General features: G+C 63.0%; 12 protein-coding genes. 5 read left to right on the forward strand and 7 right to left on the reverse strand.

The window, feature by feature from the left end:
- Window positions 1-9 precede the first annotated feature (9 nt).
- Complete coding sequence (locus HAHE_RS01825) at window positions 10-465, reverse strand: hypothetical protein (RefSeq protein WP_338688082.1); 456 nt, start codon at window positions 463-465, stop codon at window positions 10-12.
- Entirely contained in the window at window positions 452-982 is a 531-nt protein-coding gene (locus tag HAHE_RS01830) for a sigma-70 family RNA polymerase sigma factor (protein ID WP_338688083.1), read from the reverse strand. Before HAHE_RS01830 ends, HAHE_RS01825 begins: the two co-directional genes overlap by 14 nt.
- 245 nt (window positions 983-1,227) lie before the next feature.
- On the opposite strand from HAHE_RS01830, the gene HAHE_RS01835 reads away from it, so the two are divergent.
- Window positions 1,228-2,835, forward strand: a complete 1,608-nt coding sequence (locus HAHE_RS01835; RefSeq protein WP_338688084.1) for a choice-of-anchor I family protein — start codon at window positions 1,228-1,230, stop codon at window positions 2,833-2,835.
- Between the two features lie 169 nt (window positions 2,836-3,004).
- Entirely contained in the window at window positions 3,005-5,632 is a 2,628-nt protein-coding gene (locus HAHE_RS01840; RefSeq protein ID WP_338688086.1) for an MGH1-like glycoside hydrolase domain-containing protein, read from the forward strand.
- On the opposite strand, the gene HAHE_RS01845 is transcribed toward HAHE_RS01840, so the two are convergent.
- Genes HAHE_RS01845 through HAHE_RS01855 form a run of 3 tightly spaced genes read right to left on the reverse strand, consistent with a single transcriptional unit; the run spans window position 5,633 to window position 9,810 of the window.
- Window positions 5,633-7,645 (reverse strand): thioredoxin domain-containing protein, encoded by a 2,013-nt coding sequence (locus HAHE_RS01845; protein ID WP_338688089.1) that lies wholly within the window; start codon window positions 7,643-7,645, stop codon window positions 5,633-5,635. It abuts the gene before it with no gap.
- Between the two features lie 55 nt (window positions 7,646-7,700).
- Entirely contained in the window at window positions 7,701-8,603 is a 903-nt protein-coding gene (locus HAHE_RS01850; protein ID WP_338688092.1) for a glycoside hydrolase family 16 protein, read from the reverse strand.
- A 19-nt stretch (window positions 8,604-8,622) separates the two neighbouring features.
- A complete protein-coding gene (locus tag HAHE_RS01855) occupies window positions 8,623-9,810 on the reverse strand; it encodes a cysteine desulfurase family protein (RefSeq protein WP_338688094.1) in 1,188 nt (395 codons plus the stop codon).
- Between the two features lie 153 nt (window positions 9,811-9,963).
- Here HAHE_RS01855 and HAHE_RS01860 point away from each other — a divergent pair, with 153 nt between their 5' ends.
- From HAHE_RS01860 to HAHE_RS01870, 3 genes are all read left to right on the forward strand, one after another.
- Window positions 9,964-11,505, forward strand: a complete 1,542-nt coding sequence (locus HAHE_RS01860) for a cryptochrome/photolyase family protein (RefSeq protein WP_338688095.1) — start codon at window positions 9,964-9,966, stop codon at window positions 11,503-11,505.
- A gap of 234 nt (window positions 11,506-11,739) precedes the next feature.
- Entirely contained in the window at window positions 11,740-13,254 is a 1,515-nt protein-coding gene (locus HAHE_RS01865; RefSeq protein WP_338688097.1) for an alkaline phosphatase PhoX, read from the forward strand.
- A 144-nt stretch (window positions 13,255-13,398) separates the two neighbouring features.
- Window positions 13,399-15,066 (forward strand): hypothetical protein, encoded by a 1,668-nt coding sequence (locus tag HAHE_RS01870; RefSeq protein WP_338688099.1) that lies wholly within the window; start codon window positions 13,399-13,401, stop codon window positions 15,064-15,066.
- A 285-nt stretch (window positions 15,067-15,351) separates the two neighbouring features.
- Here HAHE_RS01870 and sucD read toward each other — a convergent pair whose 3' ends face one another.
- Both sucD and sucC read right to left on the reverse strand, forming a co-directional pair.
- A complete protein-coding gene (gene sucD / locus HAHE_RS01875; RefSeq protein WP_338688101.1) occupies window positions 15,352-16,248 on the reverse strand; it encodes a succinate--CoA ligase subunit alpha in 897 nt (298 codons plus the stop codon).
- 37 nt (window positions 16,249-16,285) lie between these two features.
- Window positions 16,286-17,467: an ADP-forming succinate--CoA ligase subunit beta gene (gene sucC / locus HAHE_RS01880; protein ID WP_338688103.1), complete on the reverse strand. Its 1,182-nt coding sequence runs from the start codon at window positions 17,465-17,467 to the stop codon at window positions 16,286-16,288.
- Window positions 17,468-17,586 lie beyond the last annotated feature (119 nt).

Consider the following 17,586-nt stretch of genomic DNA (forward strand, 5'->3'; position numbering starts at 1 on the left):
CGGTTCGAATCAGAAAGCGGTCACCGGGATCAGGACCAGTTCGTCCCGCGGTTGGATCACCCGCACCTCATGGCCGGTTTGCTCATCCCGGAAGAGCTCTTCGTTCACCACCGTCACATTCCAAGCCTGCAGCAAACTGCCGTCGGAATCGGTCAGCAGTCGGTCGTCCGCCTCCGTGGAAACCACGCCGACACTCTCGGAAAGCAATTCGACCTCCGCCAACCCACCCATCCCAACGACGGGCACGGACTCCGGCACGCGCGGCCAGACGCCCCACGACACACCGGCGGTCAACGCTACGGCTGCCGCGGCTCCCCACCACAGCGTCCGGCGCTGGCCCGGAGCCGGGGTTTCGTCCGCAAGCTCGTCGATCAGTTCGTCGAGCGAGGCGGCTCCACGGTCGCTGAAGCCACGCGGCACCAGCCGCTCCATCAGCGCGCGTTCGATCTGCTCAGGCGTTTCCATGGCGGGCCTCCTTCACGCGGCGCATCGACAGCGCCAATTGCTCCAGTGCGTACCGGTATCGGGACGCGGCGGTGTTCGGGGAAATGGCCAAACTCTCGGAGATTTCCGCGAAAGTCAGCCCGCCCCAGATCTTCATCGTAACCACTTCCTTCAGCTTGGGGCTGAGGCGGTCGACCTCGTCCCTCAGCATCAAAGCCTCCTCGTCCTCCTCGACCGACGGGTCGAGCCAGACATCCTCGAAATCGTTGAGGTAGATGATCGACTCCTCGCGCTTCCGTCGCCGCTTGTCGGAGCGGTGGCGGTTGAGACCGCAGAATCGGATCGTCGAGAAGGCCAGCGGCAGGTCCGGCGGATGTCCGCCGTGCTCTTGCTGGACCCCCCAAAGGCGCATCACCGCCTCCTGAACGAGGTCCTCGGCGTCCGCCTGAGCCGGAGCCCAACCGCGGGCGAATGCAAGCAATCGGTGCCCGTAGTCGGACAGCCATTGTTTCCATTCAGCCGATGCTCGCGATCCCATTCACTCCGAAAATGCCGCGGGCAGGTCGACTTGTCTGCGAAAAATTTGCGAATTCCGCCCATTTTGAGGGAGCCCGGAGGGTCGGATCCCCAGGGCCTTCGACCCCATCACGCCCTTGGACCCGTGACGATATCGGAACGATCCGTGCCTTCTGCAATGACCCATCGAAGCGCCAGAAAGCGCCCGAACGGGCAAGCTGGCCAGACGGGCCGGATCCCGAATCGGACCCAACCCCTACCCCATCCATGATCTCAAGAATCACCCTCGCGGCCACTGCCGCCCTTACCCTCCACGCCGCCGCCGGCGAAACGCTCGAATTCACCCCGCTGAGCACCGTTCGCCTCGGCGACCCGATTTCGCTTTTCGATGCCTCTGCTGCGGAGATCGTCAAATTCGACGCCGCCAGCCAACGCATGTTTGTCGTCAACGGCGACTCGGACAGCATCGACATCTTCGACATCTCCACCCCCGCGGTCCCGGTCTTCATCAAGTCGGTGGACCTCTCCGCCTACGGCAACCCGAACAGCGTGTCGGTGAACCCGCGGCAAGGCGTGGACGAAATCGCGGTGGCGGTCGGCGCCAGCTCGAAGGACCAACGCGGAACCGTCGTTTTCCTGACCACCGACGGCGTCGAACTCGATGCGGTCACGGTCGGCTACCTGCCTGACATGCTGACCTACGACAAGTCGGGCAGGATGATCGTCGTCGCCAACGAGGCCGAGCCGACAGAAGACTATTCGTTCGATCCGGAAGGTTCGGTCTCGATCATCGAGATGCGCGGCCGCAAACGCCGCCACACCGAGGTGACCTTTTCCCACCTCACGGAAGCCGACGTCGTCGGGGTCCGCATCACCGGCCCTGAAGGCACCACGATCGCCCAGGACCTCGAACCGGAGTTCGTCGCCATCGAAGGCCGATACGCCTTCGTCAGCTGCCAGGAGAACAACGCCGTGGCCAAGATCGACCTCCTCCGCAAGTCGGTCGACTCGATCCTTCCCCTCGGCCGGATCAATCACGGCCTGCTCGGATACGCCTTCGACGCGTCCGACCGGGACGACATGATCAACATCGCGAACTGGCCGGTCTTCGGCCTGTTCATGCCCGATGGCATCGCGACCTACACCGTCGGCGGCACGCCGGGCCGCTTCGGCCTCGGACGTAGCGAGCAAACCTACTTCCTCACCGCCAATGAAGGCGATGCCCGCGAATGGGGCGACTACATCGACGAGGACCGCATCAAGGACCTCGACCTCGATCCAAGCGCCTTCCCGCTGGCAGACGTCCTGCAGGAGGATGAGAACATCGGCCGCCTCGACGGCATCACGACCGAAGGCGACATCGACGGTGACGGCGACTACGACGAGCTCTACCACTTCGGCACCCGCTCGTTCTCGATCTTCGACGCCGACGGCCATCTTGTCTTCGACAGCGGCGACATGATCGAAACCTATCTGGCGGAGAATTACCCGGAGAACTTCAACTGCGCCCACGACGAGAACGACAGCTTCGACAGCCGTTCCGACGCCAAGGGCGCCGAGCCGGAGTCGGTGGAGGTCGGCACCATCGATGATTGCACCTACGCCTTCGTCGGACTCGAGCGCTTCAGTGCCATCATCGTCTTCGACATCACCGACCCGACCGATGTCTCGATCGCCGGTTTCGCGATCAACCGCGACTTCGGAGTCGAATTCGACGAGGACGACCTGGCGAACTTCCCGCTCGCGGGTGATCTCGGACCGGAAGGACTCGACTTCGTTCCGGCTTCCAAAAGCCCGACCGGCCAGCCGCTCCTGATCGTCGCCAACGAGGTCAGCGGCACCACTACGATCTACTCGATCGGCGCCGGAGAGTAACCACCTCCCCAAATCTCCCCCGACCGGGCCGGGCATCCTCAAGGGTGCCCGGTCCTTTTCTTTTTCCGACGTCGAACCGTCATTCCTTGAATCGCTGGCCAGATGGCGGGATTTCTGCTGGCTTCCCTCCCACATGAGTCGCGAGCACGAACGCCTTGCGGAATCCGTCATGGCGGATTCTCCCTGGCGCCGTTGGGGTCCTTACCTCAGCGAGCGCCAATGGGGCACCGTGCGCGAGGACTACTCGTCGAGCGGATTCAGCTGGGGCGCCTTTCCCCATGACCACGCCCGCAAGCGCGCCTACCGCTGGGGCGAAGACGGCCTGCAGGGTTGGAGTGACGCCGAATGCCGCCTTTGCTTCGCACCCGCACTCTGGAACGGCAAGGACCCCATTCTCAAGGAGCGCCTCTACGGGTTGGGCGGGCACGAGGGAAACCACGGCGAGGACGTCAAGGAGTGCTACTACTACCTCGATTCCACTCCTACCCACTCCTACACGAAGGCGCTCTACAAGTATCCCCAGGCCGAGTTCCCTTACGCGCTGCTCCAACAGAAGGCGCTGGCAATGTCCAGGAAGGACCCGGAACTGGAGTTGGCCGACCTCGGCATCTTCAAGAACGGGCGCTACTTCGATGTGATGCAAGAGGTGGCGAAGCGTTCGCCCAATGACATCCTGTGGCGGATCACGGTGACCAATCACGGCCCAAAGGCCTCCGACATCCACGTCCTGCCGACGCTTTGGTTCCGCAACGTCTGGTCATGGGCCGGCACCCGTGAGGAACCGATCGCCAAACCGACGATCCAGTACGACAAGGGCTCGGTCCTCGCCCACCACCCCAAACTGGGAAGGTTCCGGTTCCACGTCGACTCGCCCGACTCGCCCAAGGAACCGCGGTGGCTCTTCACCGAGAACGAAACCAACCACCCGACGGTTTTTGGCATCGCACCCCAGGGCAAATACGTGAAGGACGGCTTCGACCGCTTCATCGTCCACGGCGAAAAGAAGGCAGTGTCGCCACGCCGCATCGGCACCAAGTCGGCCCCCCACTACAAATTCAAGGTCCCCGCCGGCGGCTCGGTGACCATCCGCTGCCGGCTTCACGAGCTCACCGACGACAACGGGATCGCGGGACTGGAGGGCTTCGAGGAAACCTTCGAGCAACGGATCGCGGAGTCGGACGATTTCTACGCACGCATCATCCCCGACGGAGCCACCCCCGAGGAAAAGATGATCTCGCGCCAGGGATACGCCGGACTCCTCTGGACCAAGCAGTTCTACTACTACGCCATCGACGAATGGCTGAAGGGCGACCGCAACGCCCCGCCCCCTCCGCCGGAACGCATGCGGGGGCGAAACCACGACTGGCGTCACTTCCACGCCCGGGACATCCTCTCGATGCCCGACAAGTGGGAGTATCCGTGGTTCGCCGCGTGGGACACGGCCTTCCACATGATCCCGTTCGCGAAGATCGACCCTTCCTTCGCGAAGCACCAGCTGCTGTTGCTACTACGGGAATGGTACATGCACCCGAACGGCCAACTGCCGGCCTACGAGTGGAATTTCTCCGACGTCAATCCGCCGGTCCACGCGTGGGCTGTCTGGCGGGTCTACAAAATCGCCGACCCGAAGGGGAACCGCGACATCATCTTCCTCGAACGCTGCTTCCAGAAGCTGCTCCTGAACTTCACTTGGTGGGTGAACCGCAAGGACACCGCGGGCCGGCACGTGTTCGGCGGCGGCTTCCTCGGCCTCGACAACATCGGGGTCTTCGACCGCTCCCACGCCCTGCCTGACGGCTCTCACCTTTACCAAGCGGACGGCACCGCGTGGATGGGTGGCTACTGCCTCACGATGCTCACCATGGCACTCGAACTGGCCGAGCACAATCCGGCCTACGAGGACATCGCGTCGAAGTTCTTCGAGCACTTCGTCAACATCACCGAAGCCATCAATGCCGACGACGACCGCGGCCTTTGGGACGAGGAGGACGGATTCTACTACGACCAGCTGATCTTCAACGACGGCTCCCCGCCGGTTCCGCTCCGCACCCGCTCGTTGGTCGGTTTGCTGCCCTTGTGCGCGGTCACCGTGCTGAAGCAGAAACACTTCGAACGCCTTCCGGGGTTCCGGCACCGCGTCGACTGGTTCCTCTCGAAACATCCGGAACTCGCGCGTTTCCTGAAAGTCCGGCGCATGCCGGGCGAGAAGGGCTCCGGCCGCTGCCTGCTCGCGATTCCGCCTTCGTCCCGACTGCGCAAGTGCCTCGAGCGGTTGGTTGATCCCGACGAGTTCTTCTCGCTGTTCGGCATCCGGTCGCTTTCCAAGGCCCACGACAAGAAACCGTTCATCTTCGAGCACGCCGGTCGGCGCAACGAGGTCCGTTACACCCCCGGCGAGTCGGACACCGACATGTTCGGCGGCAACTCGAACTGGCGCGGCCCGATCTGGTTTCCCACAAACTACCTCATCATCGAGGCACTCGAGCGTTATCACTATTTCTACGGTGACTCCTTCACCATCGAGTTCCCGAAGGGCTCGGGCCGTCAGGCCAATCTGCACGAAATTGCTGTAGAGCTCTCGGAGCGCCTGATGGGGCTATTCAAGGGCGACAAAGACGGGCGCCGCCCCTGCTTCGGCGACGCCCACCGTTACGCCGACGATCCTTCGTGGCAGAACCTGCTGCTCTTCCACGAGTACTTCCATGCCGAAACCGGCGAAGGACTCGGTGCCTCCCACCAGACCGGATGGACCTCGCTGGTCGTCCGGCTGATCCGCGAACAACGCGAGCGCCGGTAATCAAGGTGCCGGCCACGGCCGGCATGCCTCACCTTCACAGGCAACGATCTCACCTGGCCCGAGTGACCTCGTCCAGACGGCGGTCGGAAGAAATGCCTGTCGGGCCCTCTCGGCCAGCGATGCATCCAACTCGCCGCGGGCTTCCATTTTCACAACGCCGCGCAACCACGAGTCATACGCCCCGACCAGAACCGGACACGTGAAGCCCTGCTTGGACAGCCGGGTCGAGCCCGCTCGTAGGATCGACTCGGCGCGGCGACCGAAATCGGCATCGCCGGTCAATGCCTCCAGATCCAACAGGTTTCGCGCCGCCACATGCGTCGGCGCGGGCTCGGCACCATCGTAGTCTTCGACAAAAGCCATCAGGGTTTCGCCGCCAAGCTCGGAACGCATCGCGTAGCCGACCCTTTCGGAATCCCAAAAGCGGTCATCGAGCTCACGCTGCAGCTCCATTGCCCACTCCAGCCAGCGCGATCCCTGCTCCAGCGAGTTCAGTTCGAGAAGCCCGGAGATCAGGAAAGCGTAGTCCGCCGGAAATGCGGGAACCTCTCCCGCACGCCCTCGCCAGGTTCTCAGCATTGTTCCGTTCCCCCGCAGGTTCCGCTCGATAAACTCCGCCGCCGCCACGGCGGCCTGCTCGAGGTCGTCACGACCAAGCACCCGTGCCCCCCTGGCGAGCGCGGCAATCATCAGACCGTTCCACGCGGTGATGATCTTGTCGTCCCGATGCGGAAGAGGACGTTTCGATCTAGCCTCCAGAAGAATCTTCCGGCTCCGCTCCAACGACGCGCGAACTTCCTCCGGCTCCATCTCGAATCGTTCACCCAGCAGGGCATCAGGGGCGGCCCGGAACAAGGTGTTCTGCCCTTCAAGTTCGCCGTGCGGATCACTCTCCGGCCTCGCATTCCCCTCCGCCTCAGCGCCATAGGCAGCACAGAACAAAGCCGCCGCCTTCGGATCCAACAGGGACGAGATTTCCGTAGCCTCCCATGTCCAGTAGGCACCCTCACGTTTGGGACCTCCAGCGGCAGGCTCACTGTCGGCATCCTCAGCCGCGTGGAACGCGTCGCCGTCGTCGCGAAGGTCGCGCAGCACGTATTCGAAGACCCCCTCGGCAACCTCACGGAAAAGCGGCTCACCTGTCACCTGCCACGCATCCAGGTAGAGCAAAGCGATCTGGCCCTGGTCGTAGAGCATCTTCTCGTAGTGCGGAACGTGCCAGAAACGATCGACCGAGTAGCGGTGAAAGCCGCCGGCGAGGTGGTCGTGCATCCCTCCCGCCGCCATCGCCCTCAGCGTGCGCTCGACCATCTGCAGGCAGGCACCACCTTCGTCGGTCTCCGGACCGAAGCGCTCCGAAAGCTGCAGAAGCAGACGCGGCACGACAGGACGGGGAAATTTCGGCGCCCCACCCCAGCCGCCCCAGTCGGGGTCGAACATCGCCTCGCAGCGGTCGATGAAGTCCCCAAACACCTTCTCCCCCGGCAACCCGCGAACCACGGCATCCGGCGTACTTTCCTTGCGCAGGTGCTCCATCAGCCGCGACGCGCTCGCCTCCATCTTCTGCCGGTCCTCCCGCCACAGCCGGCCCAGTTCGGCACATAGCCGGGGAAATCCCGCGCGACCGTAGCGGTCCTCGGGCGGGAAATACGTTCCACCGACCACCGGGCGTCCGTCCGGAGTCAGCCACACGCTCATCGGCCAGCCACCCTGCCCGGTCGTCGCCTGAACGAAGGCCATGTAGGTCGCGTCGATGTCGGGCCGTTCCTCACGATCCACCTTCACGCACACGAAGTGCTCGTTCATCACCGCCGCGATCGCCTCGTTCTCGAAACTCTCGCGCTCCATCACGTGACACCAGTGGCAAGTCGAGTAGCCGACCGACAGGAACACCAATTTGTCGTCCCGTCTGGCCGTCTCGAACGCGGCCTCGTTCCAAGGCACCCAATCGACCGGATTGTCCTTGTGCTGGAGCAGGTAGGGAGAAGTTTCGTTCGCCAACGCGTTCGGCATGGGCCGACCCTGTAGCGGGATCACCGGGATGTCGCCCGAAAACCCGGCGATCCACTCATTCGAAGGGCAACTTGCCTTCGCCGCGCGCCGGAATCTCACCGTAACCACCGGGCTTCTCGAAAACGCGCACGTAGTCGATCTGCATCTCGGCGGGAAATGACGTGGACGCATCGGGATTGCCGAGAAATTGCCCGCCCACCGCGAGATTGATGACAAGATGGAACGGCTTGTCGAACGGCGCCGGCCAGGGATTCAGATCCGCCGCCGACTTCGGCTGCTCGCCACCCTTCGAGCCACTCCACCAGAATTGCTTGGTCGAGAACTTCTTGCCATCCACGAACCAACGGATCTCTCCCGGCTCCCATTCGACCGAGTAGGTGTGGAAGCCGTCAATGCCTTCGCCCTCCGGAAACTCATGCTCGCCGCCGGAGTGGACGTTCGCAGGCCACTTGCCGCCGTAGTGGATCGTCCCGAGCACCTTGCCCGGCTCCTGGCCACGGGCCTCCATGATGTCGATCTCGCCCGATGCCGCCCAGCCGCCGTACGGATTGTCATCCGGAAGCATCCAGATCGCCGGCCACAACCCCTGCCCTTTCGGCAATTTGGCGCGAACCTCGAACCTGCCGTAGCACTGTGAAAAGAGCGGCTTGCCGTCGCGGGTCATCGTCCTCAGCCGGGCCGACGTGTAGCCGCAGCCGTGGAGCGATTCCTTCCTCGCGGTGATCACCAGTTTGCCGTCGCGCACCGCCGCATTGTCCTCGGTGTAGTACTGCAACTCGTTGTTGCCCCAGCCATGGATCCACTGGTTGGCATCGTAGTTGAAGAAACCGTTGCCGATCTGGAAGCCCCACTTCTTCGGATCGACCTCCGTCCCCTCAAACTCGTCGGACCACACCAGTTTCCATTCCTCGGCATGCAGCGGCAGCAGGACGAAGAAGAGAAGCAGGAGATGTTTCATGAATCCGAGGGATGACTCTTCACGAATAGATCGCCACCGGTCCGGTGTTGCCACCCTGAACCCGGCGCAGCTTCTCCACCGAGACGATCAGGTCGGTTGCAGCCCTCTCAGCCTCCTCCTCGGTGGTCATGTGGGAGAAACCGAAGCGCAGGCTGCTCTTCGCCTTCGCGTCGGAGAAGCCCATCGCCTTCTGGACATGGGATGGCTTCATCTTTCCCGTCATACAGGCGCTCCCCGCCGAACATGCGACGCCCTTGTCGTCGAGCAGGATCAACAGGCCCGCCGCTTCGCACCCCTCGAAGGACAAATGGGTGGTATTCGGCAACCGGTGGATCAGATCCCCGTTGACCGTGACACCCTTCAAACCCTCGACCACCCGCTCTTCGAAGAGATCACGAAGTTTGCCGGTCACCCGACCATGAGGATCGTGCTCCAACCTCAGTCGCGCCAACTCCGCCGCCTTGCCCAACCCCACGATACCGGCAACATTCTCGGTTCCGCTCCGTCGGTCGGACTCCTGACCGCCACCCCGGACCATCGGCTCGAAGCGGCAGCCGCTGCGGATGAACAACGCGCCGACCCCCTTCGGCCCGTGAAACTTATGGCCGCTGAGCGAAAGGAAATCGACCGGCACCTCCCGGACGTCGACCGGGATCTTACCCACCGCCTGGATCGCATCGGTATGGAATGCCAGACCGCTCTCCTTGGCATGGATCAGGGCATCCGCCACCGGTTGGATGGTCCCGGTCTCGTTATTCGCCCACATCAGCGATGCGAAACCGCCACCCTCGCGTGCCGCGCGGCAGGCCGACGAAAAGGCATCGAGATCCAATCTGGCGCCGGCATCCACCGGGCAGCGCTCAACCGCGTATCCGACATCCTCGAAGGTCTGCACCGGTTTGAGCACCGCACTGTGCTCGATGACCGAGGTCACCACGCGACCGGTCTTCCGCCCCACCCAGCGGGCGAGCCACTTGAGCGCCATGTTGGTGCTCTCGGTCCCGCCGCCCGTGAACACGATCTCGTCCGGCTCCGCACCAATCAGCGCGGCGACCTGTTCACGGGCCGCCTCGATCGCCTTCCTCGCCTCCTTGGCACCGGCATACGAGGCGTTCGGATTGCAGAACTTCTCGGTCATCCACGGCATCATCGCCTCCACCACTCCCGGTGACATCGGGGTGGTCGCATTGGAATCGAGATAGATCACGGCCGGAGCCTAGGGTGGTCTCCCGACATCATCAAGCGGCCTGCTCCAGTGGTTTGTAGTTCCGCCTTCAGGCGGCCCCAGGTGTCCAGCTCCCCCCCCGGAAACGCACCGGATTGCCTCTGGACACGCCGCATTCCGAAACTACCCCTGCCCATGCGCCACCTTATCGTCATCCTCGGGGACCAGCTCGACCACGAAAGCCCCGCCCTGACCGATGCCGACCCGAAACAGGACCGGATCTGGATGGCGGAAGCGTCGGAGGAATCCACTCATGTCCCGTCGCACAAACAGCGTATCGCGCTGTTCCTCTCCGCCATGCGACATCACCGCGAGTGGCTGGAGAAACAAGGCTACCATGTCGACTACACCCAACTCGACGCACCGGACCACTCGGGCACCTTGTCCGGCGAGCTGACCAAGACGATCGAAAAGCATTGCCCCGCAAAGGTGATCATGGTCGAGCCCGGCGAGTGGCGGGTGAGGAAGTCTCTCGAGGGATGCTGTGCGAGATTGGGCACCGATCTCGAGATCCGCACTGACACCCACTTCCTTTCGACGGTCGATGACTTCCGCAAACACGCCGAAGGACGGAAATCGCTGCGGATGGAGTATTTCTACCGCGAGATGCGCAAACGCCACGGTGTCCTGATGGACGGCAACCAGCCGGAAGGTGGCGATTGGAACTACGACAAGGAGAACCGGAAGAGCTTCGGCAAGGCCGGCCCCGGGGAGATTCCCACCCCCACCGAGTCGCGCCCCGACACCATCACCGAGGAGGTTGTCGAACTCGTCAAGAAAACCTTCCCCGATCATCCCGGCTCCCTCGAATCCTTCAACTGGCCGGTCACTCGACGCTCCGCCTTGGCCCAGCTTCGCTCGTTCATCGAAGAGAGGCTGCCCAACTTCGGCGATCATCAGGACGCGATGTGGACGGACGAACCCTTCCTCAACCACTCGCTGATCTCCTCATCCCTCAATCTGAAACTCCTCCACCCCAGGGAAGTGATCGAGGCGGCGGAAAGCGCCTACCGCGACGGCAAGACTCCGCTCGCGGCGACCGAAGGATTCATCCGTCAGATCCTCGGCTGGCGGGAATATGTCCGCGGAATCTACTGGCTCCACATGCCGGACTACATCGAACGCAATGCGCTCGATGCAGGGGAATCGCTGCCCGACTTCTATTGGGATGGCAACACCGAGATGAACTGCCTGCGTCAGGCGATCGGCCAGACCCTGGAGCACGGATACGCCCATCACATCCAGCGCCTGATGGTCACCGGACTCTACGCAATGCTGCTCGGGGTCGATCCCCGGAAGGTCCACGAGTGGTATCTCTGCATCTACGTCGATGCCGTCGAGTGGGTCGAGCTTCCGAACACCCTCGGAATGTCGCAGTTCGCCGACGGCGCCGCGATGGCCTCCAAGCCCTACTGCGCCACTGGCAAATACATCCAGCGGATGAGCAACTACTGCTCTGGATGCCGCTTTGATCCGGCGAAGCGGACGGGCGACGACGCCTGCCCGTTCACCACCCTCTACTGGGACTTCCTCATCCGCAACGAGTCACGCCTCCAAGGCAATCAGCGGATGACGATGCAGCTCAGGAATCTGGAACGGATCGACTCCGAGACGAAGGAAGAGATTAGTGATGCCGCCGATCGAATCCGGAAGAACGGAGGATGCCCGACGAGCTGACCAACCCTCCAACCGAGCGCCTTCGAGAGGCTCCGTCAACATTGCCACTTCCGCGTCACCAACTCGTCACTTCCGGACGCCCCCGGAACCACTAGAAGCGACGTAATTGCCACGTGAGAATTTCGCCACAACGAAAAGGATGCGGCCTGAATCCGGAAATGATGCATGACGACCGACGCGCGTGGGCACCCCGCCCGCATCCCCGTCGAACAAACCAACAATGCTTCATTCCGAATGAAAACTTCCATCCGCACCCAGCTCGCCCTTACGGCAGCTCTCGTCGGCACCGCGGCTGCGGGCACCGACACCTGGTTCACCCCGCTCACCGAGTCGGCCCTCGTCGTTCCCCCGAACGGTCTTGAGGAACTCGCCTCGCCGTGGGTCACCCCGACCGGCATCAGCCAGAAGAATGCCGTCAGCATGCGCGAGGTCGAGGACGCAGTCCTCAGCCCGCTTCAGTCGATTGTCCGGGTTCCCGGCCTCGGCACCAGCGCGTCGATGTTCGACATGCTTGCCTACGATCCGAGTGGCGAATTCCTCTTCATCCCTCACGAGACCTTCGTCGGCGCCGGTGTCACCCGCTACAGCGTCTACGACAACTCCTGCGAAGTTCTCTTCAGTGGCGACGGCACCGGCAACTGGGCCAACGACTACGGCGCCTTCGATCCCTGCCGCTTCACTCCGAACGGCACCCTTTTCCTCGCTGAGGAGTGGTCCGGCCTCGGCCGCGTCGTCGAGGTGATGAACCCCTTCGCCCCCGCCGACCAGATCCAGACCCGCGTGCTCACCAACTTCCCCCGCGTGTCCCACGAAGGCATCAACTTCTCGAAGAAGTTCGACGACACCATCTACTTCGTCGATGAGGACCGCGCCGGCTCGATCTACAAGTTCGTGATGGCCACCCCCGGCGACTACACCGTCGGCCAGACCTTCGTGCTCGTCGTGGATGCCTTTCTTGGCGATCCCTCGGTCAACGCCCCGACCGGTTGGACTCCCGACCGGATCGGTTCCGCCACGTGGGTTCCCCTGACCGACGCTACCGGCACCCCGCTTCCGGGCATTCCCGACCCGACCGTCGATCCCGGCCGCGCCGGCCGTGGCGCCGCTGACGCCGCAGGCGGCACCCCTTACCGCCGTCCGGAGGACATGGCCGTCGGCAAGCTCGCCAATGGCAACGAGGTGATCTACTTCACCGCGACTGAAGAGCAGACGGTCTACTCGGTCGAGATGCTCGAGAACCGCCCGGGCAACAGCCAAGGCAAGGGTCACCAGAAGGGCCACAAGGGCCATAATGACGGCCCTTCCGGAGCAGCGATTGTGCGTGTGTTCGCCAGCGAGACCAGCACCCCGAAAAACGTCGGCTTCGATCCGACCACCGGTGTCATCAATTCGCCGGACAACCTGTCGATCGATGCCCTCGGCAACATCTACATCATCGAAGATGCTCCGAATGGCGCTCCTGGAGGTGGCGACATCTGGTTCGTCCGCGACACCGACAACGACGGTGTCGGCGAGTCGGTTGACCACTTCATGACCATCCAGGTCGACGGCGCGGAAGCCACCGGCATGATTTGGAACCCCGTCATCAAGAGCGAGTTCGCGGTCTGCGTCCAGCACCCGGACAGCACCAACCTCGACAACGTTCCGAACGGATTCGGTGACGCGGTCTGGATCTTCAACGTGACCCCGATCCCGAATCAGGAATTCGTCGAGCAGCTCGACGCCGCCGAGGCTCCATTCGGCGAATGATTCTGACTTTCGTTTGAGTTCGATACCTCGGGGGCGGGTCGCGAGACCCGCCCCCGTTCTCTCTTCACCCGCTCCTGTTTCGAAATCGTTGCAGCTCCCGGATTCCCGATACCGCAACTCCTTTCGGAAGTTCCTCCGCGTCCCATGAAGCCCAGAATCTCCCCGCTCCTGCTCTTCGTTTCGGTCGGCATCTGCCACGCCAGCGATCCGTTCGAGTCACGCTCCACCAATCCGAAAGACTACGACCCGGAGGCGCTCCGCAAGGAACTCATCGAGTATCTCCGGACCACGGACGACGTGATCCCGAAGACTCCTCCGATCCACCCGAAGCACTACATTTCCAATCCGGAAGCCCCGATTCCGCCCCAGTGCTACACACGGCACGAAGCACGTCACAATCCGTGCTTCGTCTGCCACCAGGACACCATCGAGGGCCGTGAAAACGTGATGAACGACGGTGACCTCCAGCGGGACTACTCGTTCAGCGATCTCGGCCTCACCAACCACTGGAACAACCTTCTCGAAGACCGCACCGGACGCATCGCGAAGATCAGCGACGAGGAAATCCTCGGCTACATCGGTGAGGACAACTACACCGAGCTGCCCGGTCGGCTCAAAGAGGCAGGCTTCAAGGGCTGGATTCCCGACCTGAAGAATCTTCAGCTCGGCGCCGGTGCCTTCGATGAGAATGGCTTCGCCAAAGACGGCAGCGGCTGGGTCAGCTTCAACTACAAGCCGATGCCGAGCACATTCTGGCCGACCAACGGCTCGACCGACGACGTCATGATCCGGATGGGTGAACCTTTCCGGACCGATGCCGAGGGAGCTCCCTCGAGCGACATCTACCGCGCCAATCTGGCGATTCTCGAAGCGAAGATCAAAGGCCTTGATGCCATCACGTGTCTGCCAGTCGACGAGGTGATCGTGAACGCCGACCTCGATGGGAACGGTGAGCTCGGCACCGCCACGAAAATCACCAAGCTCGACTCGTGGGTCGGACCGGCCGCGGGATCGTTCATCGACTCTCACATTTACCCGCAAGGCACCGAGTTCCTCCACACCGTGCGCTACGTCGGTGTCGGACCGGGCGACGAGATCGGAGTCTCGACGCGCATGAAGGAGGTCCGCTACATGCTGAAAGCCAAGGCCTACCCGAAGCAGGTCTATGCCCGGCGTTATGAGGAGGAGTCGTTCGAGAAGGAAGCTGGCAACACCCCAGGCTACATCTCTCTCGGCGGCTATGGCTTTGACAACGGCAGCGGCTGGGCAATCAGCGGCTTCATCGAGAATGCCAAAGGGCGCCTGCGGGCCCTCACCTACGAAGAGAACTTCTCCTGCATGGGGTGCCATAACTCGATCGGTTCGACCATCGACAAGACCTTCAGTTTCGCCCGTAAGGTCGACGGCGCGAAGGGCTGGGGATACATCAACCTGAAACGCATGCCTGACGCACCCAGCAAGGGCGACGAGACCGGAGAGATCGCGACCTACATGGCCCGCGTCGGTGGCGGCAGCGAGTTCCGAAACAACGACGAGATGCTCGCCCGCTGGTTCACCAACGGCCGTCTCGACCGCGTGAAACTGAGCGAAGCGAGGGACGTTTACGATCTTCTCGCCCCGTCACCCGAACGCGCGTTGGCACTCAACAAGGCCTACCGCTGCATCGTCGAGGACCAGGACTTCATCTACGGCAAGGACGCCACGATCACGCCGCCGAATAACGTCTACGACAAGATCGACAACGACGACACCCCGACGCTCCCGGAAAGCCGCACCTTCCGCTACAACATCGTCCTCGACTGGCCGGAGTAACGCGATTTCCGGAGAACGAGCGGCCTTTTCCCGAAGGCGGTGGATGGAACCGCCAAGACGCCAAGGCCGCCAAGGCCGCCAAGGCCGCCAAGGAAAGAATTTCGACTATCCTTGGAGGTGATCCTAAAAGCGTCAGAGCACTTTCAGGAGCTGGTGTAAGAACTGGCTCAGCAGCCCGCCACGGGTGTTTGTAGTTCCCCCTTCAGGGGGCTGCCGAGCCACAGGTTCTTCGAAGAACCCCCTGAAGGGGGAACTGCGAACCTCGTGATCCCGCTACGGGGACGTTCACTTGCCCCAGCGCTCGAGCAGCGTAGTCGCCATGTCGCTCGGAGTTTCGGCGACGGCGATCCCGCACTCGGCGAGAATCTTCTTCTTGGCTTCCGCCGTGTCCTCGTCGCCACCGACGATCGCACCGGCGTGACCCATGCGGCGTCCGGGAGGTGCGGTCGCACCGGCGATGAATCCGGCGATCGGCTTCTTGCAGTTCTCCTTCGCCCAACGGGCGGCCTCGGCCTCGGCGTTGCCGCCGATCTCGCCGATCATGATGATCGCCTCGGTCTCCGGATCGTCATTGAACATCTTCAGCACGTCGAGGTGGTTGGTGCCGTTGATCGGGTCACCACCGATGCCGACGCAGGTGCTCTGGCCGTAGCCGAGCGAGGTGAGTTGGAACACGGCCTCGTAGGTCAAGGTGCCCGAGCGGGAAACCACGCCGACGTTGCCGCGCTTGTGGATGTAGCCGGGAGCAATGCCGATCCGGCAACCGCCGTGACTCTTCTCGCCGAGACCCGGCGTCACGAGGCCGGGGCAGTTCGGACCGATCAGGCGGCTGCCCGAGTCCTTCATCGCCTCCTTCACCCGCATCATGTCCATGACCGGAATGCCTTCGGTGATCGCGACCACCAGCTCCACGCCGGCGTCGACCGCCTCAAGGATCGCGTCGGCCGCGAACGGCGGCGGAACGAAGATCGCGGAAGCGGTGGCACCGGTTTGGGACACGGCCTGGCCGACGGTGTCGAAGATCGGGACCTGATCCTCGAACTTCTGTCCGCCCTTGCCCGGAGTGACCCCGGCGACCACCTGGGTGCCGTAGGCGAGGGAAAGCGATGCGTGACGGGCGCCGAAGCTGCCGGTGATGCCCTGGATCAGGACCTTGGTGTTTTCGTCGATGAGAATGGCCATCGTTCTGAAGGAGTTGGGATCGGAAAAGCGGTGAGGTTCAGCCTACGGCAGCGACAATCTTCTGGGCTCCGTCGGCCATGCTGTCGGCGGATACGATGTTCAGGCCACTTGACGCGAGCGCCGCCTTGCCGGCTTCGACGTTGTTGCCCTCGAGGCGGACGACCAGCGGCAGCGGAAGGCCGGTTTCCTTGGCGGCCGCGATCACGCCCTCGGCAATCACGTTGCAGTCCATGATGCCGCCGAAAATATTGATCAGGATGCCTTTCACGTTCGGGTCACCGAGGATGATCTTGAACGCTGCGGCCACCTGCTCCTTCGAGGCGCCACCACCGACGTCGAGGAAGTTGGCGGGATCGCCACCGTAGTGCTTGATGATGTCCATCGTGGCCATCGCGAGACCGGCGCCGTTGACGAGGCACGCGATGTTGCCGTCGAGACCGATGTAGTTCAGGTCGAACTCGGAAGCGGCGACCTCGCGGGGGTCCTCCTCCTCGGTGTCGCGCATGGCGACGATGTCCGGGTGGCGGTAGAGCGCGTTGTCGTCGAAGCCGAACTTGGCATCGAGGGCCAGCACGCGGCCGTCGGGAGTGGTCACCAGCGGGTTGATCTCGAGCATCGAGCAATCGCAGGAGATGAAGAGCTTGTAGAGGTTCTTGAGCAGCTTGCCGAACTGCTTGGCGATGTCGCCGGAAAGCCCGAGCGCGGATGCCAGCTTGCGAATCTCATAGGCCTGCAGGCCGAGGAGCGGGTGGACGAACTGGCGGATGATCTTCTCGGGCGTGTCGTGGGCGACGTCCTCGATGCTCATCCCGCCTTCGGTCGAAGCGACGATCACCGGCCGGCAGGTGGCGCGGTCCATCAGGATCGACAGGTAGTACTCGTGGGAAATGTCGACCGCTTCGGCGACCATCACCTTGCGGACCAGACGGCCAGCCTCACCGGTCTGCACGGTCACCAGCGTCTCGTTGAGCATCTTGCCGGCGAATTCCGCGGCTTTTTCGGGCGACTCGATCAGGTGGACACCGCCTTGGAAGCCGTTCTTGAAGTGTCCCTTGCCGCGTCCGCCGGCGTGGACCTGGGCCTTGATCACCAGCTGCGACCCGGCGAATTCCTTCGCCGCCTCCGCGGCCTCTTCCGGGGTCGAGGCGACCTTCCCTTTCGGGCTCGGCACGCCGAATTGATCAAACAGCTCCTTGGCCTGGTACTCGTGGATATTCATGACGCGGAAATTTCCGGCGCGACGCTGGGGGGAGCCGCGGGGGCGGTCAAGATTCAATGCCCGAGGAGGCTTTCTCTCCACAGAACGCTCCCGGATTTGCGTTTCGCGGCCGCGAATCC

It is taken from the genome of Haloferula helveola (genome assembly GCF_037076345.1).
GTDB lineage: Bacteria > Verrucomicrobiota > Verrucomicrobiia > Verrucomicrobiales > Akkermansiaceae > Haloferula > Haloferula helveola.